The organism is Rhodococcus sp. BE178, assembly GCF_050433545.1.
Taxonomy (GTDB): domain Bacteria; phylum Actinomycetota; class Actinomycetes; order Mycobacteriales; family Mycobacteriaceae; genus Prescottella.
This window is the reverse complement of record NZ_JBNPXA010000029.1, coordinates 1-25,285: the sequence shown is the minus strand read 5'-3', so window position 1 is coordinate 25,285 and position 25,285 is coordinate 1. Positions and strand designations below refer to the sequence as shown.

Here is a 25,285-nt window from a genome sequence, read left to right as displayed (position 1 = left end):
CGAGCGGATGTGGGCCTTAGACAAGCCACACCCCACTCGGAGGTTCTCTTCACATCAAGCCGACACGCCCGCTACCAACGTCCTGACCGGGTACATCTAGGGGTGCTTGCCCGCCGCGAACGCACTTGCGTGGGCGGCGATGTGGTCGCGGAGTCGCGTCACGGCCGGAGTGGGCCGGTAGTGGCCGGTCACGAGCCCGATGCTCCGATCGGGCACGCCCCTCAGGGGAATTGCCACCAGGTCCGGGTGCGGGGATTCGGCGGCCGGCAGTGCGGCGACGCCGAGCCCGTGCGCAACGAGAGCCCGGATCGTCTCGAACTCGGTGATCTCGAACGACACACGCGGCGCGAATCCGATTCGCGCGCAGGATGAGTCGAGAATCCTGCGAAGGTGGTACGACGGCGGACTCGCGATGAACGGCTCGTCCGCGAGTTCGGCGAGATCGACGCGCCTGCGGGCGGCGAGCGGGTGTCCGCGAGCGACGTGCAGGAGGATGCGCTGGTGTCCCAGCACGGCGGCGGGCAGGTCGTCGGGGCAGGGGATCATCACCGCCAGGTTCAGTCGGCCGTCGCGGACCATGGCGGCAAGGGCGTTCCCGTGGTCCTGCGTCAGGTGCAGCCGGATCCGGGGCGCGGTGGTGTGGAAGTCGGCGAGCAGGGAGGGGATGCTCACCGGGCCGAGTGTCAGCGGGAAACCGAATCGCACGAGCCCACTCTCGGGATCCGCGTTGCTGCGCACCGCCGCGACCGCATCGTCGAGTGCCCGGACGAGGCCGTGGGTCCGCTCGAACAGTTCCCGCCCCTGCGACGTGAGGGCGATTCGGCGGCCGGCCGGCTGGAACAGTTGCACGCCCAGCGTCTTCTCCAGGGTCTTCAGTCGTCGGCTGAGTGACGACTGCGGCACGCCGAGGAGTTCGGATGCGCGGGTTACGTGCCCTTCTTCCGCGGCCGCATCGAAGGCAGCGAGCAAAGGCGCGACGGCGTCGACCTCGCCGGGCATCGATTCATCCATATTCGGATCATAAAGTCACCAGATCATCATTGGACGGATGAGTTGCGCGTGGGCAGCCTTGCTGACATACCGGCGAGGAGAGGGGCACGGCATGGTTCAGGCGAGTGGCGGGGGATCGGACACCGGGCACGGAGGCGAGGTTCTCGACGTGGTCCTCGTCGGCGGCGGCATCATGTCCGCGACCCTCGGTGCACTGTTGGCGAAGTTGCAGCCGGACTGGTCCGTCGCGCTGCTCGAGCGTCTCGGGGAACTGGCAGGCGAAAGCTCGAACGCATGGAACAACGCCGGGACCGGCCATTCCGGGCTGTGCGAGCTCAACTACATGCCCGATGCCGGTGATCCGGCGAAGGCCGAGGACATCGGCCGCCAGTTCCACCTCTCGCGGCAGTTCTGGGCATCGCTCGTCGAGGACGGTCACGTGCACGACCCGGCATCGTTCATCAATCCCACGCCGCACATGGACGTCGTGTTCGGTGAACGCGACATCGCCTATCTGCGTGAGCGATTCGAGACGTTGCGGCACCTACCGTTGTTCGCGGCGATGCAGTACACCGAGGATCCCGAGACCGTCCGAGAGTGGGCGCCGCTGCTGATGGACGGACGGAACGATGCCGAGGCGGTCGCGGCGACCCGCTACGAGGGCGGTAGCGACGTCGACTTCGGGGCGCTCACCCACACGCTCGTCCGGGTGATGACGAGCGGTGGGGCGCGGGTGCACCTGCGGCACGAGGTGACCTCCCTCGCGCGCGGGTCGGACGGCATCTGGACCGTCACCGGGTCTGATCGTGCGTCCGGACGCCGCTTCCGGATCAGGTCGCGTTTCGTCTTCGTCGGTGCCGGTGGGTATGCGCTGAAGTTGCTGCAGAAGGCCCGGATCCCCGAGGTGCGCGGTTATGCGGTGTTCCCGCTCGGCGCCCAGTTCCTCCGTACCGGCAACCCCGCCGTGGTCGGCCGGCACGACGCGAAGGTCTACGGGCAGGCCGCAATCGGGGCCCCGCCGATGTCGGTGCCGCATCTCGACAAGCGGGTCGTCGACGGCCAAGCCTCGCTGATGTTCGGTCCGTACGCCACCTTCAGCACGAGGCTCCTCGAGCGCGGCAGGCTCACCGACCTGTTCACGACCATCCGGTTCCGAAACGTCGCGGTGCTGGTGGCGGTCGGAATCCAGAACCTGCCGCTCGTGCGCTATCTCATCGCCGAGCTGTTCGCCTCGCGCCGACGCAAGTTCAGTCAGTTGAGACGCTTCTGTCCCGGGGCCGATCCGGCGGACTGGAGTGTGGTGCAGGCCGGCCAGCGCGCCCAGCTGGTCAAACCGGATCGGCGCAGGATCGGAGTGCTGACCTTCGGGACGGAGGTCGTCGTCGGTGCGGACGGAACCATCGCCGGTCTGCTCGGTGCCTCGCCGGGCGCTTCGGTCGCACCGCCGCTGATGGCAGACGTCCTCGACAAGTGCTTCCCGGAGAAGCGCGCGGAGTGGGAACCGTTGCTGCGCAGGCTCATGCCGGGTCTCGGTGCGGCCGGTGAGCGTGACCAGCAGGTGGTCGACCGCAACCTCGAACGCACGGGGCGCTCGCTGCGTCTGTTGCGGCGATCGGAATGACGATTGCCTGCCGATCTTCATGCCGACGCGTTATCCGGAGTCCCGAACGCCGTGCGCTCAACGGGATGACGCGTGCACCGGCGTCAGACGTCCAGTAGGCGTTGTGCTCTGCGTTCGTCGAGGCCGCCGCGCCACCCTGCGAGGGGGACCGGTATGTCGGAGCGCGGGCCGCTCTGGACGGAGTGGTAGGCGGCGTGCCGCTCGGTGTTGCCGATGAACCGGTCCCACATCGGGGCAAGGACGGGGCTTGGCAGAACGCCGATCTCGGAGAGCCCGATGAGGATGCCGTACCGCTGGTACTTGTCTGTGCCGGGAACGATCTTCGCCCGCGCAACGGCCTTCTCCAGTTCGCTGGGCCGTGTTCCCGGGGGCTGCGCGCGGATGACGTCCAACAGTGCGCGGACCCGTTCCCTGTCCTCTTCGTTCGGCAGCGGCAGCCCCTCCGCGACTGCGGCTTCCAGATCGGGTAGGTACTTCTCGGGCAGTTCGTTCCATGACCAACCGAGCGCGAACCGCAACAAGGTCTCGGTGACGTCGACGTCGTATCCCGCGTCGTGCAGCGGGTCGAGGCCGCAGTCCGGGATTCCGCCGGTGCCCTTGGGTGCGGTGTCGAGGAACTGTGCCCAACCGTAGGAGATCACCGTCTGGCGGCCACGTGGTGCGCTTCCCAGCCCCGCGACGAAGGCCGCGAGCACCGCGTCGGGATCGAGGGAGTCGGCCGCCGCGGTCGTGCGCTCGACGATCTCTGACGGGGTCCACCGCTCCGTCGCATGCACGGGCCACCCCAATCTCGCCGCAGCGACCACATCCTCGGGATCACGCGACGGGTCGGCGTCTTTGACCGTCCCGGCACGGGTGATCCGGTACCCGTAGCAGCGCAGCAACGGTTCCAGCTCTGCTCCCCGAGGGATGCGACGCGGTGCGGCAATCACCTCGTGAGCCTAACGCGTCCGCACGCCGGTCAGCGGATCAGTGCGAAACCGACACGAACTGTCATGTCTACCAATCCATAACCCGGTACTCCGCGAGAACGGACGGGATCATCCGTGTGTCGATGGATCACCACGGACGACAGCGATCGGGTCCGTGGGTGTCAATCCGGCGAGGTCGTATCGGCGAACAGATTCTCGACTTCGTCCAGGTCCAGCCCCGTCGCCTCGGCGATCTCGTCCAACGGGTGACCGGCCCTGCACAGCTCGGCCGCGCGGACACGTGGACCGACGAGCCAGCCGAGCCGAACCAGCAACTGCTCCGCCCCATGTCGGAGTTCGGCCCGCTGGTTCCGGGACCATGGTGCGGACCGGGACAGGGACGCTTTTCCGATCCATTCGCGGAGCAATTCGCCGAGTGCCTCGCGCTGTTGCGCCGTGGTGAGTCCGTCGACCGCTTCTTCCGTCACACACAGGTCGACGAGCAGCGCGGGCTCGGAGCGCTCGAAGCGCGTGAAGGACCGCCGGCCGACGTCCGCGGGCAGGCATCTCAGGCAGAGGACGAGGGTCCCGGCGACCGCTGGCGTGGCAACGGCGAAGGCATCTCCTGCCTCCTGCAGCTCGTTCGCCAGCGCGTACAGGTCCCCGATCGTGCCGGTGTCCGACGTGACGACGAGTTCCATCCGCCCGACGCTACCGGCGCGAGGTGGGTGTGCGTTCAGGCGTCGAGCGGATAGAACTAGTGTTCCGGCCAATGGCTTCGGGTCAGGTCCGCTTGCGGCTCGCGATCTCGTCAGAGAGCTGCTGCACGTGGGCGGGGTCCGCGTCCTGGGCAAGGGCGACGTAGTGGTCCATGACGGCCGGCCGGTAGCGCACGGGCAACGTCTGTCCTGGGGCGAGTCGGGTGAGCTCGGTGATCGTGAGGGCTTCGTCTGCGATGCCGCGGAACGAGATGCCGTCGGCGGTCTCCACGTCGAACATCAGGACCACGCGTGGATTGCTGTTGACCTCCCGCCAGTCGACGAGAACGCCGAGCGCAAGCGCGCCCGTACGCAGTTCCGCATTGCGCTTCGATGCATCACTGCTCATGAGCGGGTTCGGGGCGACGCCCGGGAAGTCGGGCCCGACGCCGAGCGATTCCGGACTCAGGTCGGGCCTGAGCTGCTCCATCAGATCGTTGAGCTTCTTCGAATCGAACGTCCTGTCGAACGTCCTGTCGAACATCCTGCCGAACGTCCTGTCGAACATCCTGCCGAACATCCTGACCCCTCTCTCACACCGGTGCCGGAATCTTGGCCTGGCGCTTCGCCCTCACCGCGATTGTAAGTCGCGGCCATTCCCGACCTCCGTCGCATCGCCCCGTCCCGATGGGAGCATCCCACCTGAACCCTGCCTATTTGTCAGACACGCCCCAGGCGGAATCACGGCGCCGGAGGAACATGTCCAATGCGGCTCCGACATTCTCGCGCACGAAGCCCTCCTGCTCCGCTGCGATCATGGAGCGCATCGTCTCGAGTTCGCGCTCGGCGCCGGGCAGGTCGAACACCGCGCAACCAGCGGCGTTGCGGACATCCCAATCGTCGTCTGTCCGGGCTAGGTGGATCAGCGCTGTGCGGCATCTCTCGGCAAGGGAATCGTCATCGATCTGAAGGATCTCGAAGACCCGCACCGCTTCGATCCTCACCAAGTCGTCCTCTGACACATCGGCCGCAACCGCGAGCAGAAATGAGGCCAGCAAGGGTCCGTCGTCATCCTCGGGAACCAAGGATCGTAGTGCGGAGAAACGCCTGTCCGCGCTCCACTGCGCGAAGTTGGCGATCACTTCACAGACGGCCACCGATCCGGAACCCATGAGGCTCCACACTACCGAATCCGATCAGTTCGACTTCACCTCCAAGACAAGCGCCGCGCACCCCGGAACGGTCGATTCACCAACCCTTGACCGCAGTCCCGTCCCACCGTGGATCGGCCAACAGTTCCGGTGCCGGACCGACGAAGGCGCGCGCGGCGTCGGTGTCTCCGGTGAGGGTGAAGCGCAGCCACGCGGTGAGGTACCCGCGGAATCCACCTCCGTCGGTGGGCCAGTTGTGCCCCACCCCCAGCAGGCGGCCGCGGGCCGCGGGCCCCGGGCTCACGGCGTGGTAGGCGGCCTGCGGTATGGCCGTCGAGACCGGATCCTCGGCCCCTGTCAGGTAGAACACCGGACCTGTCAGCCGAGCCACGTCGATCACGTCGACGGGCCGAGTGGCCCACCAGGGGTCGGGCAGGTCGAGTACGGCGGTGGAGGTGATGAGTCCGTCGGAGTCGGTGCTGGCATTGATCGATCCCCCGGCGCCCTGCGAATGTCCGACGGCGGCGACATGTGCGACGTCGATGCGATCGTGAAAGATGCTCTCCGGATTCTCGTTCTGTGCCAGGACGTAGCGCGCTGCAGCCAGGATCTCGGTCCCGTCGCCGGTGACGCTGCTGTCGGCGACCACGACGACGAAGCCCCAGGAGGCCAGGTGGCGTAGCAACTCCTCGTACTGCTCGTACGTCGCGTAACTTCCGTTGCCGAAGGTGACCACGGGATGGCGGTCGGGACTGGTGGCGATGTCGGCGGGATGGAACACCTGATATCCGGGCACCGCCACCGAGGTGACGGCGTGGGTGCCGGTGGCCGCGTAGCGCTCGCTGACGGATTGCCGTTCCGGAGCAGCGGGAGTCGCCGCCGCGGGATCTGCCGCGGGAGCAGTGGGAACTGATGCGAGGGCCGGTGCCGAGATTCCGGACGCCATCGGCATCGCGATCATCGCGGCGAGGAGCAGTGTCCGGGTGCGTCGGGTGGCGGGGGGCAGAGGTCGTCGTAACTTCACGAGCCCACCCTAGGGACTGCCGGACGAACCGGCGACAGGTTGGGTCACGCAGCCCGCGCGGCTGGCGCGGTCATACGATTCAGCGGGGCGCTACGGCGCGGACGGTTCTCCCGGATACCCGGCTCTCACAACCCTGCCCGGCGCCGGCATGTGGACAGTCCCCTGACCGTCACCAGTCGGAGCGGGGTCTTCGCGACACGGCCGGTGGCAGCTGTGGTTCGGTCTGGACCGGGACAGGGCGTCGGGGGGACGATGGCGCTATGCCGCGTCCCGCGTTCTGGTCCCTTGCGCTCGAGGACATTCCCCGTCCGGACTTCGTCGACGTGGTCGCGGCGCCACTACCGCTCGGCGCCACCGACGATCCGCGGGTGTGGGCCGAGACGGTGTTCGCAGGCGGATCGACCCCGGTGTGGATTCGTATCGCCATGGCGGTCCGCCAGTTGGTAGTCCCGCTGATCGGCGTGCCCCGCGCGGGCCGCGTCGTCTTCGTTGTGTCGTGCGTGCAGGACGGTGAGGCGTTGATCTCCGTCGACGACCGACACCTCGACTTCCGGGCAGGTGTCGCGGTCGACACCGGGACGCGACTCGTCCGCCTGACGACGGTTGTGCGGCTGAAGGGCTGGCGCGGCCGCGTCTACTTCGCGCCCGTCAGCGTCGTCCACCCGGTGGTCGTGCGGTCGATGCTGCGCCGGGCGTGCAGCAGGCTCACACCGCGCTAGTTCAGAGAGCTGTCGTTCGAAATCTTCTGCAGCAGAATGGTTTCGAGATCGACGGCGTCGCTTCCAGTGCGTCCACGCGGTGCAACGTCTGTCCGGACCACGGTGGACGGTTCTACTGAAAGTCAGCTGCCGATGATCACGCCGTGGCCGATCCGGCCGCCCCGTGCCGGCACTTCTGTTCGTCGTCGGGGATGATGACGACGGTCGATTCCTGCTGCGGGTTGCGGCGCGTCACCGCCGCTACGCGGACGACGGAACCGCGAACTTTCTCGACGGGCCTGCCGACCCTTGAACCTCGCAGCCCGCCACCGCGCCACCGACCAACCCGCCGACCACCTAGGGGTTCGACCGACACTGCGCGCTTAGACTCGGCTCGTCGACCGATCCGACCACAGACAGGAAGCGGCCGTGGCCAACCGCACGTATCTCTACACCACTCCCTTTTGCCCTCAGGAAGATCCGGCAGCTGCACGCGTTCATCGCCTCGCCGGCATCTCCGAGTGGTCGTATGCGATACCGTTGGTCCCACGGATCCTCGTCTCCGTGGACCCCCGTGCCCGCCAGTCGATGATCTGGGACGACACCCCCGACCTGATCGCAGTCACGGCCCGCTGCGGCCCAGGCATCGCCCGGCTCGACGGCTTCCTCGGCCGCATCGACCACCCCGGCCTCGGCACGATGGCTGAGGATGCGCTGCGGTTCCTGCGCAGCCACACCGAACCCGACCACCATTTCGTCCTCGAATGTGGCGAGGTCTTCGACATGGACGACGAGCCGTTCGCTGACCAGGGCCGGACATTGATGGCTGGGCTGGCGGACATCGACACAGAGATGGAGGCGGCGTTGGTCAGGCTCGCACCCGCCAAGCCGAACTTCTGGCAGCGGGTGTTCACGCCGTCGCAGGAGAGTAGCGAGGAACCCCTCCGCGAGCTCGGTCTCGGCTACTGGTCCGACACGCTGTACATCGAGCTCGACGGCCCGCGACAGGCGTGACCGCGCGTCGGTGCCGATTGGGGTGCGTCTCCTGCAGGCGGTCGCCGCGACTCGGGAGTCGCAGTCGGGTGCGGCCACCGAAGACTCGTAGGAGGGCGTGTGCGAATACGCCTTTGCTGCACGGATGGAGCGACATGGATGCCGTGATGGGCGAGGCGTCTTTGGGACCGGGCGCGGATGCTCGGTCCGGCGACGCCCTTCGGGTACGTCCCGCCTACGCCATGCCTCGCAGGTGGCCCGAAGGGCTGTAGTCGATCTTCCAGTCCGTGTACACGCCGAGCATCCCGTCTCGCAGACACCGCAGCCCGATGCTCACCCAGCGCACGTCGTCGCTCCCGTCGCCGACCGGGGCGAAGCCGACCGCGACGGCGAACTCGTCCCCGCCACAAGGGCATTCGCACTGGGACGGTTCGGCCTCGGGCCAGTGGTCCACGCTGTCGGCGATCAGGACGGCGTCGTCGCAGGCCACGCAGAGACGTTCGGCACAACCCGCCTCGTCGTCTACGCCGATCGCGAAGGCTCGTCCGCCGCATTTCGCGCACACCGACTCGGTGACGGTGTCGACGTCGTAGCCACCGGCGCGGTACTGCTTCACATACGCGGCGAGGGCGGCGAAATCCACGCCGTGCCCCGGTCCCTGCGTTTCCTTCAATGTCACGCAAGTCATTGTGCACGCCGGGTACGACGGATCACTCGGGTAACCGGGATCGAGGTGGTGGACGGCTTTCGGCCGGATTCATGGTTTGCAGACTCAGGTCGTCGTGGATGACAGATCCCCGCCGTCCTGACCTGGGGATCGACAACCACGGTGACGAGAGCCCCTGCTGAAGGTCCTCGCCATAGACGGCAATTGTTCGCCGGCCTGACGTACCCATCACGCCGGCGGTGGTATGCGGAACGGTTCGAGGACCGCTAGGAACCGGACGGCGGGTGGGGGAAGGAGTAGGCCGATGAACACGAGGATGCAGACCGTGGAGATCGTGTGGACCGAGGTCTCGCGTCACCGGGCGACGGTGAACGTGGCTCTCCCGGAATCGATCTGGAGGGTGTGGATCTGGCGCGGCCCTGTCCGACGTGGGGTTCACGGGCGTCGAGCGTGAGGGGATCGCGGTCCGTCCCCTCGAGCACGACGCGGCGGCGCTGCTGTTCGACCAGACCTGATGCAGGAGGGACGGCTCGTCGGAAGCGGGCCGGTCCCGTTTGTCAGTCTCACCGATCGCGTTCGCGCGGTGCGGCTCGGCCCTCACGCCCTTTCGGGTGTGGGGGCCGATTCTTTGCCTTGACCAGGGGAGACGAGATGTCCCGGGTGGGTCTTAGGGTGCGCCGGAGAGGCTGTAGGTGATGTAGTGGTCACCCCATTTGAGGTAGGCGCTGGTGGTGGCCTGGCCTCGGATGGTGTCGTTCTGGAATTGGTAGACGGGGTGGCGGGGCCAGAGGTTGCTGACGTGTTCGAGGGTGTAGTACTCGCGGTGGCTGGGTGAGTGTCGTTGGTGGATCTCTTCACGAGTGAGTGGGGGCAGGTTGCCGAGTTGGTAGGTCCTGCCGAGGGATTCGAGGCGTTCGGGTGGGGTGAAGATGTTGAGGCTGTGGTAGACGAACATCGTGTAGAGGATCCCGGCGGCGAGCACTGCGGCGAGGGCGCGGGCGCCGTATCGGATTGCGCGGTGCAGGGTTGTGGGCATGATGGCACGGTATATCGTTCGTGACCTGGGCAGATGACGTGTTCCGCCCGGGCCGGCACGACGTGAGGGGGGTTCGCGTGAGGGGAGCGTCGTGGCTGCCGGCGGTTCTAGCGGCGGCCGGTGTGGTGTCGGTGCTGGTCGGGTTCGGTGCCTTGTCATTCCTCGGTGTCGGAAGTTCAGCGACCGATCTTTGTGTCAGTGTCCACGACTCGGTCAGCGACGGGGGTCCTGTCTATAAGGCAACGCGTTCGTGGCTGCCTGTGGTCGGCGCGAGCTGTACGTATGCCCATACCAACGATGTTCACGTTCAGCACTTCGTGTTTGACTGGCCGGCTTCGGTCACTGCTCTCGCGGGCTGGGCTTTGGTAGCGATCTCCGCGGTGTGGGCTCACCGTCGGGCAAGCCACCGATGAACATGTGGGAGCCGGCCGGTGAGAGGCGGGACCCGCGGCCCTGTCGGATGCGGGGTTCACGGGTGTCGAGCGGGAGGCGATTGCGGTCCGGGTCCTGGAGCGCGATGCGACGGCGCTGCTGTTGGATCCGATCCGACGCGGGTGGAGGCCCGGCCCAGAGTTGGTGGGCCGGGCCTCGGCTCGTCAGTGTCGTCGATCGTTTTCGCGTGGTACAGAGTGCCGATTTGAGTAGAAGGGGGGGTGTCGATGAGTGGTGATAAGTCGGGTCGTGGAGATCTGGTGGAGCGGGGGCAGGAAGCCCGACGGCCCGCGCATGGTGGTCGACGACCGGGCCGTGCCCGGCCATTGGGAAAGCGATTTGATCATCGGTAAGGACGGCGCGTCGGCCATCGGCACGCTGGTCGAACGGGCCACCCGCTACGTGATGCTGGTGCATCTTCCCCGCGGACGCAGCGCCGATCTCATGCGGGATGCCTTGGTGGAGACCGTCACAACTCTGCCCCGCAATTTGACTCGGTCGCTGACCTGGGATCAGGGAAGCGAGATGGGCGCCCACCACTCGTTCACGATCGCCACCGACATCCCTGCCTACTTCTGTGATCCCGCCAGCCCCTGGCGGCGAGGCTCGAACGAGAACACCAATGGTCTACTGCGGCAACACTTCCCGAAAGGGACGGATCTGTCCGTCCACAGCCGTCAGCACCTCGATACCGTCGCCGCTGAACTCAACGGCCGACCCCGCAAAACGCTTGGCTGGGATACTCCGGCCGATCAGTTCGCCGCTCTTGTGTCCGGCAACTAGAAGCGGCCAGCCACGCTCACGGATTCGACACGACCGACGGTTCAACCGGGAAAAAATGCGGCGCCATGGTTGTCCACGTGGCGCTGGAAGCGCTGGACGGAGCTGGCGCGTGATTGCCAGCTCCGTCCACAGACTATGTCGCTCCAGGCTTCGGCCTAGATTCCCATCGAGCGGGCGATCATCGGCCAGGAGTTGTGCAGGTCGTCCTTCCAGTAGCCCCACGAGTGGGTGCCGGTGGGCTTGAAGTCGAACGTCGCGGGGATCTTCAGCTCGGCGAGGCGGTTGGCGAGGTTGTGGGTGCAGTAGTTGGTGGCCGCCTCGATCACGCCGCCGACGACTACCCGCTCAGCCTGGGCGAGCGGCTTGCCGTCGATACCGGGGCTGTTCAACTGGTCGTGGGGGCCGGGCAGCCCCGATCCGGTGGAGACGTAGAGCTCGGTGCCGCGGAGCTTTTCGGCGTTCACGACCGGATCGTTCTGCACCCAGCCGGGCCCGTCGAGCGGGCCCCACATGTTGGTGACGTCGACGCCACCCCGGACGCCGGTGACGAGCCGGATGGCGTTCTGTCCAGCCCAGGTGCTGGTCTCGGCGCAGCCGCTGTACGAGCCGACGCTCTTGTAGAAACCGGGCTTGGCGATCGCCAGGTTGAGCACCGAGGTGGCGGTCATCGAGATCGCAGCGACGGACTGCACCTTGTTGGTGCCGAACTCGGCGTCGATGACGGGCGGCAGTTCCTGGGTCAGGAAGGTCTGCCACTTCTGACGGCCGAGCTTCGAATCGTCCTTCTGCCAGTCGGTGTAGTAGCTGAAGGCGCCCTCGAGCGGGGTGACGACGTTGACGTTCTTGTCCTTGAAGAAGTCCATCACGTCGGCATTGCGCTGCCAGGTGGCCGAGTCCTCGCCGCCACCGGCGCCGTTGATCAGGTACAGCGTCGGGCGCGGCTGGCTGCGATCGGCGGGCAGGATGACCTCGAGGGGGATGTTGCGGTCCATCGACGGCGAATACACCGAGATGGTGACCTTGCGGTCGGAGTTCTTGGTGGACTTCGCCAGGTAGGCGCCGGAGGCGTCGAAGGTGGCGGGGGCGCCGTTGTCGGCGGACGCCGTGGCCGGCACCGCGAGCAGCGAGGCCGCGGACACGACTACCGCGGCCGCCAGAACCCGGGCGCGCCCGACCTTGGAATTCCTCATGCGAACGTCCTCCCCTTGAACCTTGAACATGCCGCGCGACACCGAATGTGCTCACGGGCGGTCATCAACTCGGCACCGAGCCTCACCCGGGGCACAGCATTCGGACAGCACACTACCGACTGAAGAGCGGTGAATGTCCTGATTGGCGTGACAGGCCCGGGATTCACCCGCCAATTCACTCCGCACCGACCGCGCGACATCGCAGGTCAGCCCTCAAGCTCGTGTGGAGTGTTGGCGTGGGTGGACGCTTCCCTCGTCGACCCATGCCAGTGCGGACGGCCCGGTCACGTGGGCGATCAAACCCGTGTAGCAATCGAATTAGAAACCCTCGGCAAGTTGACCGAAGTGCTCGGCCGCGTTTCCCAGCCGAGCAATTCGATACCCTCGTCACGGCAAGAAACGGCAGTGGTGTTGCGACGACCGCTGGAATCCGCCTTCGGGTGTGGGGGCCCTTTTTCGTGCGCGACCTGCGGGGATGGCCTGCTCCGCTCGGGGCTGGCGGGCAGGTTATGTGCCGCCGGTGAGTTGGTAGGTGGCACCTTTTTTGAGGTTGTCGGCGGTGAAGGTTTGTTGTGTGAACGTGTTGAGGGTGAGTTCGTATCGGGGCTGGTTTGCGGGGATGGCGTTGAAGTGTGCTGTGTAGGTGCAGATGGTTGTTCCGTCTGGGTGTTGGGTGATGGTGTCGAGTTGTAGTGCTGCTGTTGTTGTGGTGGTGGCGGTGCCGCTGGTGATGATCGCGAGGTCGTGCGGGGTGACGTGGCCGTTCTCGAAGGTGCATTTGCCGGTGTCGGTTGAGGCGTGGTTTGCGTTTCCTGTGAACGTGACAGTGGCACTGAAGGTGTCGGGCACGTCGACGTTGGTGGCGCAGCTGCTGAGTGGCGCTGCTGCCACCGTAGCGAGCACCGCCGCAGCGATGCGGCCTCGTTTCTGGCTCATGGAGAGCCACGATAGGCAGCCGGGGCGTCCGGACCGGGCTGATTCGCTGGTGGCTCCGTCTGATGCGGGGCTCACGGGTGTGGAGCGGGAGGGGATCGCGGTCCGCCCTGCCGAGCACGATGCGGGGGCCCTGTTGTTCGATCCGATCTGATGCGGGTGGGACCGGCCCGAAGCTAGCGGGCCGGTCCCGCTCGTCAGTCTCGTCGAGCCGTTTGCGCGGCACGGAACGGCCCCTGCATCCGGTTCGGGTGCGGGTGGGTGTCCCTATGTCGGTGTCAACTGCTCGGGCGGACACCGCGGTCCGCTAGAACCTGGAATAGTCGATACGCATGGAATCCGTTGTGACGCTGTCGGGTTGTGACGCGGGCGAGCTGCTGACGTTGCAGCGGGCTACGTACGTGACTGAGGCGCAGGCCCACGACGATGTGAATCTTCCCCCGTTGATGCAGTCGCTCGACGAGTTGGTGAGCGAGCTGACGCAGCCCGACGTGACCGCGTTCGGGTTGCGCGACGACTCCCAGCGTCTCGTCGCCGCCGTGCGGGTGTATCTCTCTCCGACGGAGCCACACACCGCCGAGTGGCGTGCAGGACGTCGCAGCGGCGGCGGGCCAGGCAGATCAGGACGGCGTTGTGGCGCTTGCCTTCGGCGCGTTTGCGGTCGTAGTAGGCGCGGCTGGTCGGGTCGTGCAGGGTCGCGACCGCCGACAGGAACAGTGCCCGTTCGAGTTTCCGGTTGCCCGAGCGTGCGGGGCGTTCGCCGCGGATCGGCGAGCCGGAGCGGTGGGTGACCGGTGATCGTCGAGCATCCTCTCGACATCGCCGGCGATGCTCCGACGTTGCCATCGACGTCCACGGACACAGGAAGGAGGGCTCCGGCTACGGGTACTCCGGTGTTCGCGGCTTGAACGTACTGTTCGCGACGATCACCACCGAACATGCCGCACCGGTGATCGCCCCGCAGCGTCTACGCAAGGGCGCCTGCGGCTCGCCGCGTGGAGGTCACCCGCGTCGTGGCCGAGGCTCTCGTTTCGGTTGGCCGTCTGGGACCCCCGGGCTCGCCCAGCCACATACTGCTGCGCGCGCCGATTCGGCGTTCTACGGGCACGTGAGAGTTGGGGCCGCGATCAAGGGTGGCGCGGACGTCTCGGTCACTGTTCGGCTCGACCCCAAGGTTCGGGCCGCCATTGCCCAGATCGAGGCCGATGCATGGTTTCCGATCGAGTACACCACCACCGACCACGCCGAACTCGGCACAGGCACGGCGGATAAGACCCACCGGCTACTGTGGCTCGACTGGTGACTCAGGCGACGCCGCCCAGGCCTGTCGAAACTCCAAGGGCCGTTTTACTACGCATTGTAGTAAAATGCTCGGTTGCGTTGGCTGCGTCGGTTAGGTTGGTCGCATGGGGACACTGGGGAGGCCGGATCCGTCTAGCGTCGACGTGGATTCGGGAATGCAAACTGATGGCGATCGGCCGAGTGGCGCAGTGGATTCGGCGCTTCCGAAGCCACGGCGCAGGCTATTTCGAGTGGTGCTATGGATATTCGTCGGTTTGGTATCGGTAGTTGTTGTTGCCATTGCGATTTCGACATCTGTCCATTGGTGGCAGACCCCGCGCGACAAGGCGGCCATCGAGGAGGCGGTCGGCTCCGGCCACCGGTATGTCGAGGTGGACGGGCATCGGATGAGCGTCGCGGTTCAGGGTTCGGGACCGCGGACCGTCGTCCTGATGCCCGGCCTGGCCACGCCGGAACCGATCCTCGGCTTCGCCCCGCTGGCCCGGCGCTTGGCGGAGCAGAACACGGTCGTCACGGTCGAGCCCTTCGGGCTGGGGTTGAGCGACGGAACCGACGCCCCACGCACCAGCGAGGCGATCGTCGACGAGACCCGGGGCGCTCTCCGGGAGTTGGGGCTGGACGGACCCTATGTTCTGATGCCCCATTCGGTTTCGGGTCTGTACGCGATGTGGTGGGCCACCGACCACCCGGACGAGGTCGCCGCAGTGGTGGGCCTGGACGACGAGCGCTACACCTCTGACGCTGCCCAGGGCGCCCCGGAGTGGCCGCGTTGGATGGCCGGCGTCAATGCTGTCGGCGGCACCCGAGACCTGATCGCCCTGGACAGGAGCACCGACTACCTGGGGCTGGTGGCCGACTACCGGGAGAGTCTCGGCGACGCGGACGAGTACACCCCGGACCAGCAGGACCTGTACCTGCGTGCGTACTCGTGGGTGTTGAACCCGACCGTGCTGGATGAGATGGCCCGTGGGGCGGAGAACGTGCAAACGGCCGAGGGTGCCGTGTTCCCGTCGACGCTACCGGCGCTGTCGATCCTCGCCGCGTCCTCGCTCGAGGTGGAGCCGGAATGGGAGTCCGCGCACCGCGCCTCGATCAGCAACCCGGCGATCCAGCAGGTCACGGTTATGGGCGGCCATCACTACCTGTTCCATGCCCACGCGGCGGCGATTGCCGAGATGACGCAACGTTTCCTCGACGAGCATGTCCAGACTCAATGACGATGGGCGAGATCAAGTCGAGCAGGACCTGATGCGGGCGCTGCTGCGGGACCGGCATTCGGACCTCGGAGACCTCGAGATTCGAGACGTCGACTGAGGCCGGCGGCGACGACGTTGGCGTCGAATACCTGGAAGTGTCGTGAGGCCCGGGCCGGTGATCGTCGCCGGCCGGTCACTCACCGGTCGGGCTCAGACCGGCGGCCGCAGGGCCGCGAACTCGTCGGTCACCCGCAGTCGGGTGTCGGTGAAGCGGTAGAGGGCGGCCGGCCTGCCGCCGGTGCGTCCGGACGGCGCGGTGTTGCCGGTCGCGGTGATGACGCCGCGTCGGGTCAGGACCCGCTGGAGGTTCGTCGTGTCGACCTGGTAACCGAGTGCTGCACAATAGATTTCACGCAACGTGGACATCGAGAACTCGTCCGGAGCGAGGGCGAACGCGATGTTGGTGTACGACAGCTTCGCGGCCAGTCGCATCCGGGCGTGCTCGACGACCGTTCCGTGGTCGAACGACATTGCCGGGAGCGCGGACACCGGGTGCCACGCGGTGTCGGGTGGCAGCTGCGGATCGGCGGGGAGGGGGACCAGGCCCAGGTAGGTCGAGGCGATCCGGCGATTCCCGGGAACCCGGTGGGGGTCGCTGAACACTGACAGCTGTTCCAGATGGGCTACCTCGCGGACATCGACCTTCTCGGCGAGCTGACGCCGGGCCGACGTCTTGAGGTCCTCGTCGTCCCTCAGGGTGCCGCCCGGCAACGACCAGGTGCCCTTCTGTGGATCGAGAGCGCGCTGCCACAGCAGAACCATCAGTTCGTCCGTGCGGCAGCAATTCGTTCCGTGATGGCCGTCACCTGCGGCGATGGTTTCCGGGGCCGGTCGAACCTGGAACACCGCGGTGAGCACTTCGTGGACGGTGCTACCATGTGACATGTTTTCGATCCTAAGTCGAAAACCTCGATTTCGGAAATTCGGGCCAGCCCGCCCGGGTTGTAGTGACGGAGCTACGAACGAGCTTCGCGAAGAAGGAGTGGCCATGACTTCGACGATTCCGCCGTTGCGGGCCGATGGCACGGGACGGATCGTGGACGGCCCCGGTGGGTACACCGGCGTCGAGGCCGGACCCGAGTGGGCCGCCGAGGTGCGCCGCCTCGCCAAGGAGCGCGGCGCGACCCTGCTGGCGCACAACTACCAGCTGCCCGAGATCCAGGACGTCGCCGATCACGTCGGCGACTCGCTGGCACTGTCGCGGATCGCGGCCGAGGCGCCCGAGGACACGATCGTCTTCTGCGGCGTCCACTTCATGGCCGAGACCGCCAAGATCCTCAGCCCCGAGAAGACGGTGCTGATCCCGGACGAGCGGGCCGGCTGCTCGCTCGCCGACTCGATCACCGCGGATCACCTCCGCGAGTGGAAGGCCGAGCACCCCGATGCGTTGGTGGTGTCGTACGTCAACACCACCGCCGAGGTGAAGGGCCTGACCGACATCTGCTGCACGTCGTCCAATGCCGTCGACGTCGTCGCCTCGATCGACCCCGACCGGGAGGTGCTGTTCCTTCCCGACCAGTTCCTCGGCGCGCACGTCAAGCGAGTGACGGGCCGCGAGAACATGCTGATCTGGGCGGGCGAGTGCCACGTGCACGCCGGCATCAACGGTGACGAGCTCACCGCTAAGTCGAAGAGCCACCCGGACGCCGAGCTGTTCGTCCACCCGGAGTGCGGCTGCGCCACATCGGCGCTCTACCTCGCGGGTGAGGGCTTCGTGCCCGAGGACAAGGTCAAGATCCTCTCGACCGGCGGCATGCTCGACGCTGCCCGCGAGACCGGTGCCAAGCAGGTCCTCGTGGCGACCGAGGTCGGCATGCTGCACCAGCTGCGCAAGGCGGCGCCCGGCGTCGACTTCCAGGCTGTCAACGATCGCGCGTCGTGCCCGTACATGAAGATGATCACCCCGGCCGCACTGCTGCGCTGCCTCGTCGAGGGCAAGGACGAGGTCCACGTCGCTCCCGACGTCGCCGAGCGCGCACGAAAGTCCGTGCAGCGCATGATCGAGATCGGGAACCCCGGCGGCGGGGAGTAGTGGTCGCCGGATCCGGGGGTGACGGCGTCGTGTGGGAGGCGCGCGCAGATCTGGTCGTCGTCGGTGGTGGCGTCGCCGGGCTGACGGCCGCGCGGGTGGCGGCCGAACAGGGACTCCGGGTTCTCGTGCTGAGCAAGGGCGGCCCGACCGACACCGCCACGCAGTACGCGCAGGGTGGGATCGCCATCGTGGGCGATCCCCGCACCGACTCGGTGGACTCGCACGCCGGCGACACCTGCGTTGCCGGTGTGGGGCTGTGCGACGAGGTCGCGGTCCGATCGATCGTGTCCGCGGGACGGGAGGCGTTCACCGCGCTCACGGCGTTGGGCGCGGTGTTCGACATGGGCTCGGACGGCGCCGTGTCGCGTACCCGCGAGGGCGGGCACAGCACCCGTCGCATCGTCCACGCGGGCGGCGACGCGACCGGTGCCGAAGTCCAGCGGGCGCTGAACGCGGCCGGAATACCGGTGCTCTTCGGGGCAGCCGCGGCGCGCGTCACCACCGACCGCCGGGGCGTCACCGGCCTGATCGTGCTGTCGGACAGGGGACTGGGCGTCATCCATGCACCGGCCGTGGCCCTCGCGACCGGCGGGCTGGGGCAGTTGTACTCGTGCAGCACCAATCCGTCCGGCTCCACCGGTGACGGTATCGCGTTGGCGCTCGAGGTGGGCGCCTCCGTGGCCGATCTCGAGTTCGTACAGTTCCACCCCACCGTCCTGTTCGCGCCGGGCGGCGTCGGCCGGCGCCCGCTCATCAGCGAGGCGGTCCGTGGTGAGGGCGCGCGACTGGTGGACGCCGATGGGCGTTCGGTCACCGACGGCGTGCACCCACAGGGCGACCTGGCGCCGCGCGACGTCGTCTCACGTGCCATAGCTCGACGGCTCCGTGAGTCCGGCACCGATCATGTCTACCTCGACGCACGGCACCTGACCGGGTTCGTGAGCCGGTTCCCGACAGTGACCGCGTCGTGTCTGGCCGCGGGAATCGATCCGACCGAGCAGTTGATCCCGGTGGCCCCGGCCGCGCACTACTCGTGCGGTGGTGTCGTCACCGACGTCCACGGACGCACCGAGGTGCCGGGGTTGTACGCGGCCGGTGAGGTGGCTCGTACGGGACTGCACGGTGCCAACCGGCTCGCGTCGAACAGCCTGCTCGAAGGGCTGGTCGTCGGCGAGCGGGTGGGCCTGGCGGCGGCCGAGCGTGCCGACCTGTCCGTGGAGGCGGACGACCTGCTGCTGCCGTTCCGGCGGCATGCCCCGCGCGAACGGGTGCAGGCGCTCATGACGGCGCACGCGTCGGTGGTGCGTGACGGCGACGGACTGTCTTCCGCGGCAGCCGAATTGGCAGGAAGTGGAGTCGCGGTGGCCGGCAACGGCGTTGCCCTCGAAGACACCGCGCTCACGGTCGCGGCGTCGGCGCTCGTGCTGGCCGCGTCCGCGCGACGTGAGACCCGGGGTTGCCACACTCGGACCGACTACCCCGAGACATCCGACGACTACCGCCGCAGCATCCCGGTCCGTATCGGGCGCGACGGCGAACTGGAACTATCCGAACTGCAATCGACAGGAGCACGATGACCACGCTGGAGCGACTCGATCCGCAGGAAACCTTGACGTTGGTGCGCACCGCACTCGACGAGGATCTGCGGTACGGCCCGGATGTCACCTCCGCGGCGACCGTTCCCGAAGGGGCTGTCGCAACTGCGTCCGTGGTGGCCAGGGCGGCCGGCACGGTGGCGGGCGTCGACGTGGGTTTGACGGTGCTCGACGAGGTGATCGGCGCCGGAAACTACGAGGTTCAGGGGCGGGTCGCCGACGGCACCCGCATCCAGCCCGGTGACGCGGTGCTCACGGTCAGCGCTCCCACCCGGGGGCTGCTCACCGCCGAGCGGACCATGCTCAACCTGGTGTGTCACCTGTCCGGCATTGCCACCGCCACGTCCGAATGGGTCGACGCGGTGGCCGGTACCGAGTGCAAGATTCGCGACAGTCGTAAGACCCTGCCCGGGCTGCGGGGACTGCAGAAGTACGCGGTGCGGGTCGGCGGCGGCGTCAACCACCGGATGGGTCTCGGCGATGCCGCGCTCATCAAGGACAACCATGTTGCCGCCGCGGGTTCGGTCATCGCTGCGTTGCATGCCGTTCGTGCGGCGGCGCCCGACATCGAGTGCGAGGTCGAGGTCGACAACCTCGCCCAACTCGACGAGGTCCTCGCCGAGGGGGTCGACCTCGTTCTGCTGGACAACTTCCCGCTCTGGCAGACGCAGATCGCGGTACAGCGCCGCGACACCCTCGCGCCGCAGACCAAGCTCGAGTCGTCGGGTGGGCTCACCCTCGATGTCGCAGCCGAGTACGCCGCGACCGGCGTCGACTTCCTCGCCGTCGGTGCTCTCACGCACTCGGTGACGGTCCTCGATCTCGGTCTCGACATGTAGTTCGCCGCTGCACAGGGTGCCGTCGGGGCTGTGACGACACGGCCTCGGCGGCACGGTTGTCTATCCGCTGACGCCCGGGTTTGCGCGGTATGGTCCCGGCAAGGTTCGGGCAGGAGGCGACGGCTGTCGGTCTTTTCCTCCGGGTGCGGCCTCGCTCACAGTTGATCTTGATCGTTGCTTGGATGACCGAAATGTCTGGTAAGACTCATCTGTCGGGGTGTGCAGTCGGGTCGAGCGGAGGAGTGCTGTGGCGCAGCAAGTTTCGAATCGCACGGCGTCCGATGACGTGGCCTCGCGCTCGACCGAGGGAACGACCGAGGAAGGACCGGACCCGCTCCCGCGGCGATTATCGGTGACGGTTCAGCCCCATCGCGACCTGTACGTCTTGCTCGACGGAGTGGTTGCCGGAGCGGTGCCGGGAAGGGTTCTGCTCTGTGCGCCCGCCGGTACCGGAAAGACGGCCTTACTGGGCGACTGGCTCGCCGGCCCCGGTGGCAATGAGAGGCCCGCCGTCGCGTGGGTGACGCTCGACGCCGCGGATGACGATCCGGAGGTGTTGGAAGCCGGACTGGGCGCGGCACTGCGTTGCCTCGTCTCGCTCGTCCTGCCCGATACCAACTTGCAGGACGTTTCGGTTCTCGACTGCCTGCGTTCGGTGCGAGAGTCGGGCCGATCCGCTGTCCTGGTTCTCGACGATGCCCACGTACTCACGGCCCCGGAGTCTCTCCGGAAGTTGGCGTGCCTACTGGACGCGGCGCCGCCGAACATGACGGTGATCCTGGCAGCACGGAACCCGCCCGAGTTGCCGTGGGTGAAATACATCGCGGATGGTTCTCTGACCGTGATCGGTTGGGAGGATCTTGCGCTCGATCGCGATGCAGCGGCGGCAATCTTCGCCGAGAACCGGTGCGAACTCTCGACGCAGGAACTCGATGCGGTTCTCGAGCTGACCGCAGGTTGGGCGGTCCCGCTGCGTGTCGCGGCGATCCGGATCAGTGCCGTGGGTGATGTCCCGAGCGGGGTTGGCGACGTTCTCCGATACCCGCAGCCGCTCTCCGACTACGTGGTGGGGGAAACGGTCTCGGCGTTGCCAGACCACCTCCTGCGGTTCGTGGAGTCGACCAGCATCGTCGACCGGTTCAGCCCCGAGCTCGCGGCCTGCCTGGACGACGCGAACGTGGATCTGGCGCTCGCCGAGCGAGAACGATTCTGCGTGCCCATCCAGCGCTTCACCTCCGCCGACGGCCTGACCTACGCGTGGCACCCGCTCCTCCGCGCGCATGTCCGGTCGAAGCTGCGCGTCACCGATCCGGACCGCCTGGCCCGACTGCACGCGGCGGCAGGGAGTTGGTTCGCGGGATCGCGGCAGCCGATTGCCGCGGTCGAACATCTCCTCGCTGCCGGAGACGATCTGGCGATCGTGGACTTCGTGTACAGCCACGGAGTCACGGCGGTTTTCGACGGGCAGGGTGCTGCAATCCTCGAGCTGCTCGGCGAGCGACACAGCGACAAGCGGGGTGTCCGTCTCGTCCGGTCGCTCGAGGCGCTCGAGCGGAACTACGCCGACGCTGCCCGGGCGCATCACAGCACCGCGTTCGCCGCGGATGTGGTGGCGCTTCGCCCCGAGATCGCCAAGGCGTTCGCGGCGGCACTGGGCGTCGAGATCGCAGTGCTCTCAGGGCAGCCCATGCCGACCGATGGGGATGTCCTTTCCGATTTGCAGATTGCAACGGGCATCGCCGATCTCGACTGCTACGTGACCATTCAACGTGCCGCCGTCTGTATGTTCACGCGCGATCTCATCGGCAGTGAACGGCTACTCCGGCAGGCACTCGCGTTCGCCGACATCGGCGCCCATCCCCGGCTCGTGCTGCGCTGCCTGGCAAGGCTTTCCATTGTTGCGGGTATTCGTGGCGATCTCGTGACGATGACGACACGCGCGGAGCACGCTCTGCAGTACGCGGTCGATCATGCTCAGCTCGACCGCATCGACGCCTTCCAGTGTGTGGCTGCGGTCTGCATGGACAGGTATCTCCGGTGTGAAGGGTTGCCCGATGACAGTCCTGTGTACGCGCTGGTGTTCGGCCCTGGCCTGCATCAGCGTCCCGACGGGACCACCGCGCCAGTCTCGGGCGGTCACGCGGAGGTCGCGTTCGCGATTCTCGAGGCTCGGCGCAGTCCGATCCCGACCGTCGACGACGCAGACGCGGTCGGTCGGTCCCTGATCGGCATGCTCACCCGGGGCGCGCAGGCAGGGCTGAGCAACACCTTCGTTACCCCGGCTGTCGCGGTTCTGCTGGATGCGGGACGGCCGGCCTTTGCCGGCGAGGTCGTCGACACGGCGCATCGGGTGTTCGGTGAGAACCCCGACGTCCGGGTGGCTCGGGCGATGATCTCCGTCGCGCAGGGGGACTCGGCATCCGCACGCGACCTGCTGGACTCGGTCCTCGAGGCGTCGGAGTTCCTGCATCCCCCGCTCGGCGTGCGCGCCTCGATGTTGAGTGCCGTCGTGGCACATCGCGAGAACCGGTCTGCCGAGGCCGCACTGGCGGTGCGTCGGGCACTCGAACTCGCCGAACCCAACGGGATCGTCAGCCCCTTCGTCGACAGCGCCGGCGATGCCGCAGAACTGCTCGCCGGGCTCCCCCCGGGCGCCGACCACACGCGCGCCTTCCTCGACCACGTGCAGGCGAAACTCGTGGAGTCGAACGAGGGGCGCAATCCCGGGCTGACCCGATCCGAGAAGGTCATTCTCGCCGAGTTGCGGACCGGCAAGCCGCTACGTGCGATCGCCCAGCAGTTGCACCTGTCGCTCAACACCGTTCGTACGCACACCCGAAACGTGTACCGCAAGCTCGACGCGTCGAGCCGTGCAGAGGCGCTGGAGGTCGCGGCGCGCCGGCGGTTGCTCTGACGGCGACTCGCCCCGGCGGACTCAGGCGAGCAGATCGACGACCGTTCGATCGATGCGGAGGAGCGGGGGTAGTACCGCGAGTGCCGCCGCCCCGTCCCCGGGCGGCGACTGCAGCACATCGGCGAGCGATTCCGGGGGTGTCTCGGGCACGGTGACTCGCTCGCCGGCGTTCCGTCGCCGGAGCAGATCGATGTTGTCGTGGACACGACATACCGTGGTTGCGAGCACCTCTCGCGTTCGCGTGTCGGTGGCGACTTCGGAGGCGGGTTGCGTCGTCATGACAGCTGATTTCACCAGTGCGTGAGCGGCCCTGTCGATCTCGCGCAGTCGGCAATCCAGCCATACCACCGTCCTGCGTCCCCGTGCCATCGGATCCCGCACCAGCGGTGTCGCCGCAGCGGTGACAGCCGCCAGATCCGAATCCAGCGCGCGGGCCTTCGCGATCAGGTCCGGTGCGGCCGTGGCAGACATGCAGTCGCCGATCAGATCCGACAACCGGGTGAGGTAGGAGTCGATCGCCCGCGTCAGCACGTCTCGTGAGTCGATCGCGAGTACCAGGTAGGCGGCTGCGATTCCGACGATCGCGCCGACGGTGGTCTCCTCGATCCGTACCACCAGGACATCGAGACTGAACTCGCCGAGCAGACCGTAGATGCCGGCCAGCATCACCGTCATGAAGAACGTCATCGCCACGTAGTTGACGGACACCAGGTAGAAGGCGAAGAACACGGTCGTCAGCACGAGCGCGATCAGGGCTGCCGGGTGGCTACCGACCGCTGCCACGAGGAGCATTCCGATGACGACCCCGCCGATCGTTCCGATGACCCGGTCGCCGGCACGCAGGAGGACTTCGCCGCGGGTGCTCGCGCCGTTGTAGACCAGGAATGCCGTCAGCACAGCCCAGTACCAGCGTTCCGGACTGACGAGTTCGCCGAGCACGGTCGCGATACTCGCCGCGACGGCCACCTGAATCGCCGTGCGTGTGCTCGCGGATACTCCGCCGGCATTGCCGGTGGCACGCGAGGTGCCGGCCACCGCGTGTTCCCTGGTTGCCCTTCCTGGCGACGGTTGCTCGCGCCCGACGCACGAGAGCGCGGTGTGTGCCCTTGCGGCCCGGTCCACGAGCAGCGCCGCCAGCCCTTCCTCGGTGGACGAGTCGAAGGTCTTCGCGGCTGTGCTCGCGCTCCGTTCGATGGTGGTCGCCTCGAACCGCGACGAGCCCGGTCGCAGTGCGGCCTCGAATTCCGCTGTGGCCCCTTCGGTTGCGGCGAGATGACGGACTTCGGTGGGGGCCTGATCCAGGACTTCGAGTGCCTCCTCGGTCGACACCTGGGCCTCGAAGACCAACTTCGCGAGTTCCGAATTCGAGATGCCGACGCACTCGTCGGCGTCGTTGCGGTCGAGCCAGTCCTCGATCATCATCGCCGTGTCTCCGATCCGATCGAGGATTCGCTGCAGCGCAGTCGGATCGGGCGTTTCTGCGCGGTAGACGACATCGAGCCCCGCACGGGTTTGCGCCCGCAGTGCTCGCACCAGGCTGCGGATCTCGCGTCGAGGGCGTTCGGGAAGCAGGAATACTCGCACGACGGTGGTCACGGCCACTCCCGTGCAGATACCGAGATAGAGAGAGGGGAGTTCCGCGATACCCGCGTGCAGAACCAGGGCGTAGAAGTACGCGATGTACATGATCATTCCCGAGGCGTGCCCGCGGGGTCCCCATCGGCGCAACCACACCGCGAGGAACAGCACGCCGACGAACGCGATGCCGGCGACCCGGCCGTACCGGAGGAGAACGGCGCCCAGAGTGACCGCTGCCAACGCCGGAACCGACAGGAACACGGTCGTGACGACGCGTTCGCGCTGTGTGTGATCGCTGACTCCCGATGCGGCTTGAATTGCGACGTACGAGCCGAGGAGTACCGCCGGGACCGCGTGGCTCACGGGATGTCCGAACCCGGTGAGGGTCAGCATCACGAGGCCCAATGCCGCGACGGTGGTCGCGGCGTTGCGCAGGCGGAGGAAGCCCGGGTCGGTGACCGTCAGATATCGCAGCGCGCTCCGAATGGCGTCGGTCAGTCGGGTCACCGGACGTCCTCTCACAGACAGGGGCGGGGGGGGGGGGGCCCCCCCCCCCCCCCCCCCCCCCCCCCCGGGGGGGGGGGGGGGGGGGGGGGGGGGGGGGGGGCCCCCCCCCCCCCACAACAACCCACAAAGGCGAGA

20 protein-coding genes and 4 pseudogenes are annotated in these 25,285 nt (G+C 67.4%); 11 read left to right on the top strand and 13 right to left on the bottom strand.

Annotation, left to right across the window (positions count from 1 at the left end; translation table 11 throughout):
* Nucleotides 1-96: 96 nt before the first annotated feature.
* A complete protein-coding gene (locus J2X34_RS28110) occupies nt 97-1,011 on the bottom strand; it encodes a LysR family transcriptional regulator (RefSeq protein WP_429520329.1) in 915 nt (304 codons plus the stop codon).
* A gap of 91 nt (nt 1,012-1,102) precedes the next feature.
* Here J2X34_RS28110 and mqo point away from each other — a divergent pair, with 91 nt between their 5' ends.
* Entirely contained in the window at nt 1,103-2,611 is a 1,509-nt protein-coding gene (mqo, locus tag J2X34_RS28105) for a malate dehydrogenase (quinone) (protein ID WP_429520328.1), read from the top strand.
* Between the two features lie 83 nt (nt 2,612-2,694).
* Here the strand turns inward: mqo and J2X34_RS28100 are convergent, their stop codons facing one another.
* From J2X34_RS28100 to J2X34_RS28080, 5 genes are all read right to left on the bottom strand, one after another.
* Nucleotides 2,695-3,543, bottom strand: a complete 849-nt coding sequence (locus J2X34_RS28100) for a hypothetical protein (RefSeq protein ID WP_429520327.1) — start codon at nt 3,541-3,543, stop codon at nt 2,695-2,697.
* Between the two features lie 161 nt (nt 3,544-3,704).
* On the bottom strand, nt 3,705-4,223 hold the full coding sequence (locus tag J2X34_RS28095) for a hypothetical protein (RefSeq protein ID WP_429520326.1): 519 nt from the start codon (nt 4,221-4,223) through the stop codon (nt 3,705-3,707).
* A gap of 82 nt (nt 4,224-4,305) precedes the next feature.
* A complete protein-coding gene (locus tag J2X34_RS28090) occupies nt 4,306-4,788 on the bottom strand; it encodes a hypothetical protein (RefSeq protein WP_429520325.1) in 483 nt (160 codons plus the stop codon).
* 145 nt (nt 4,789-4,933) lie between these two features.
* On the bottom strand, nt 4,934-5,392 hold the full coding sequence (locus J2X34_RS28085) for a HEAT repeat domain-containing protein (protein ID WP_174910739.1): 459 nt from the start codon (nt 5,390-5,392) through the stop codon (nt 4,934-4,936).
* A gap of 76 nt (nt 5,393-5,468) precedes the next feature.
* Nucleotides 5,469-6,395 carry an alpha/beta hydrolase gene (locus J2X34_RS28080; protein WP_254622530.1) on the bottom strand — a complete coding sequence of 309 codons (927 nt, stop codon included), beginning with the start codon at nt 6,393-6,395 and terminating at the stop codon, nt 5,469-5,471.
* Nucleotides 6,396-6,655: 260 nt separating this feature from the next.
* Between J2X34_RS28080 and J2X34_RS28075 the strand changes: the two genes are divergently transcribed.
* Both J2X34_RS28075 and J2X34_RS28070 read left to right on the top strand, forming a co-directional pair.
* Nucleotides 6,656-7,114, top strand: a complete 459-nt coding sequence (locus J2X34_RS28075) for a DUF2867 domain-containing protein (protein WP_429520324.1) — start codon at nt 6,656-6,658, stop codon at nt 7,112-7,114.
* 543 nt (nt 7,115-7,657) lie between these two features.
* Nucleotides 7,658-8,107 (top strand): hypothetical protein, encoded by a 450-nt coding sequence (locus J2X34_RS28070; RefSeq protein WP_254622529.1) that lies wholly within the window; start codon nt 7,658-7,660, stop codon nt 8,105-8,107.
* A gap of 214 nt (nt 8,108-8,321) precedes the next feature.
* On the opposite strand, the gene J2X34_RS28065 is transcribed toward J2X34_RS28070, so the two are convergent.
* Both J2X34_RS28065 and J2X34_RS28060 read right to left on the bottom strand, forming a co-directional pair.
* The gene (locus tag J2X34_RS28065) at nt 8,322-8,765 is read right to left on the bottom strand and encodes a hypothetical protein (protein ID WP_429520323.1); all 444 of its coding nucleotides are present in this window, start codon (nt 8,763-8,765) and stop codon (nt 8,322-8,324) included.
* Nucleotides 8,766-9,420: 655 nt separating this feature from the next.
* The gene (locus tag J2X34_RS28060) at nt 9,421-9,789 is read right to left on the bottom strand and encodes a hypothetical protein (protein ID WP_429520322.1); all 369 of its coding nucleotides are present in this window, start codon (nt 9,787-9,789) and stop codon (nt 9,421-9,423) included.
* Nucleotides 9,790-10,521: 732 nt separating this feature from the next.
* Between J2X34_RS28060 and J2X34_RS28055 the strand changes: the two are divergent.
* Nucleotides 10,522-11,004: pseudogene (locus tag J2X34_RS28055) on the top strand (IS30 family transposase); the annotation flags it as partial.
* 155 nt (nt 11,005-11,159) lie between these two features.
* Here the strand turns inward: J2X34_RS28055 and J2X34_RS28050 are convergent.
* The 3 genes and pseudogenes from J2X34_RS28050 to J2X34_RS28040 form a co-directional block, all read right to left on the bottom strand.
* Nucleotides 11,160-12,194 carry an alpha/beta hydrolase gene (locus J2X34_RS28050; RefSeq protein WP_114724610.1) on the bottom strand — a complete coding sequence of 345 codons (1,035 nt, stop codon included), beginning with the start codon at nt 12,192-12,194 and terminating at the stop codon, nt 11,160-11,162.
* Nucleotides 12,195-12,701: 507 nt separating this feature from the next.
* A complete protein-coding gene (locus tag J2X34_RS28045) occupies nt 12,702-13,130 on the bottom strand; it encodes a hypothetical protein (RefSeq protein ID WP_114722763.1) in 429 nt (142 codons plus the stop codon).
* 570 nt (nt 13,131-13,700) lie between these two features.
* Nucleotides 13,701-13,925 (bottom strand): annotated as a pseudogene (locus J2X34_RS28040) (transposase); the annotation flags it as partial.
* A gap of 37 nt (nt 13,926-13,962) precedes the next feature.
* Here J2X34_RS28040 and J2X34_RS28035 point away from each other — a divergent pair.
* The 3 genes and pseudogenes from J2X34_RS28035 to J2X34_RS28025 form a co-directional block, all read left to right on the top strand.
* Nucleotides 13,963-14,130 (top strand): annotated as a pseudogene (locus J2X34_RS28035) (IS1380 family transposase); the annotation flags it as partial.
* Between the two features lie 75 nt (nt 14,131-14,205).
* A pseudogene (locus J2X34_RS28030) lies at nt 14,206-14,358 on the top strand (IS1380 family transposase); the annotation flags it as partial.
* A 457-nt stretch (nt 14,359-14,815) separates the two neighbouring features.
* Entirely contained in the window at nt 14,816-15,646 is an 831-nt protein-coding gene (locus tag J2X34_RS28025) for an alpha/beta fold hydrolase (protein WP_429520321.1), read from the top strand.
* A 189-nt stretch (nt 15,647-15,835) separates the two neighbouring features.
* On the opposite strand, the gene J2X34_RS28020 is transcribed toward J2X34_RS28025, so the two are convergent.
* On the bottom strand, nt 15,836-16,570 hold the full coding sequence (locus tag J2X34_RS28020) for an NUDIX hydrolase (RefSeq protein ID WP_114722765.1): 735 nt from the start codon (nt 16,568-16,570) through the stop codon (nt 15,836-15,838).
* A 103-nt stretch (nt 16,571-16,673) separates the two neighbouring features.
* Here J2X34_RS28020 and nadA point away from each other — a divergent pair, with 103 nt between their 5' ends.
* The 4 genes from nadA to J2X34_RS28000 all read left to right on the top strand — a co-directional run bounded on the left by nadA (nt 16,674) and on the right by J2X34_RS28000 (nt 23,065).
* Nucleotides 16,674-17,717: a quinolinate synthase NadA gene (nadA, locus tag J2X34_RS28015; RefSeq protein ID WP_429520320.1), complete on the top strand. Its 1,044-nt coding sequence runs from the start codon at nt 16,674-16,676 to the stop codon at nt 17,715-17,717.
* Nucleotides 17,717-19,294 carry an L-aspartate oxidase gene (locus J2X34_RS28010; RefSeq protein WP_114722767.1) on the top strand — a complete coding sequence of 526 codons (1,578 nt, stop codon included), beginning with the start codon at nt 17,717-17,719 and terminating at the stop codon, nt 19,292-19,294. The genes nadA and J2X34_RS28010 overlap by 1 nt, the downstream gene beginning before the upstream one ends.
* Nucleotides 19,291-20,151, top strand: a complete 861-nt coding sequence (gene nadC, locus J2X34_RS28005) for a carboxylating nicotinate-nucleotide diphosphorylase (RefSeq protein ID WP_114722768.1) — start codon at nt 19,291-19,293, stop codon at nt 20,149-20,151. The genes J2X34_RS28010 and nadC overlap by 4 nt, the downstream gene beginning before the upstream one ends.
* A 352-nt stretch (nt 20,152-20,503) precedes the next feature.
* On the top strand, nt 20,504-23,065 hold the full coding sequence (locus tag J2X34_RS28000; protein ID WP_429520319.1) for a LuxR C-terminal-related transcriptional regulator: 2,562 nt from the start codon (nt 20,504-20,506) through the stop codon (nt 23,063-23,065).
* 21 nt (nt 23,066-23,086) lie between these two features.
* Here J2X34_RS28000 and J2X34_RS27995 read toward each other — a convergent pair whose 3' ends face one another.
* Nucleotides 23,087-25,150 (bottom strand): FUSC family protein, encoded by a 2,064-nt coding sequence (locus J2X34_RS27995; protein WP_429520318.1) that lies wholly within the window; start codon nt 25,148-25,150, stop codon nt 23,087-23,089.
* Nucleotides 25,151-25,285: the final 135 nt, after the last annotated feature.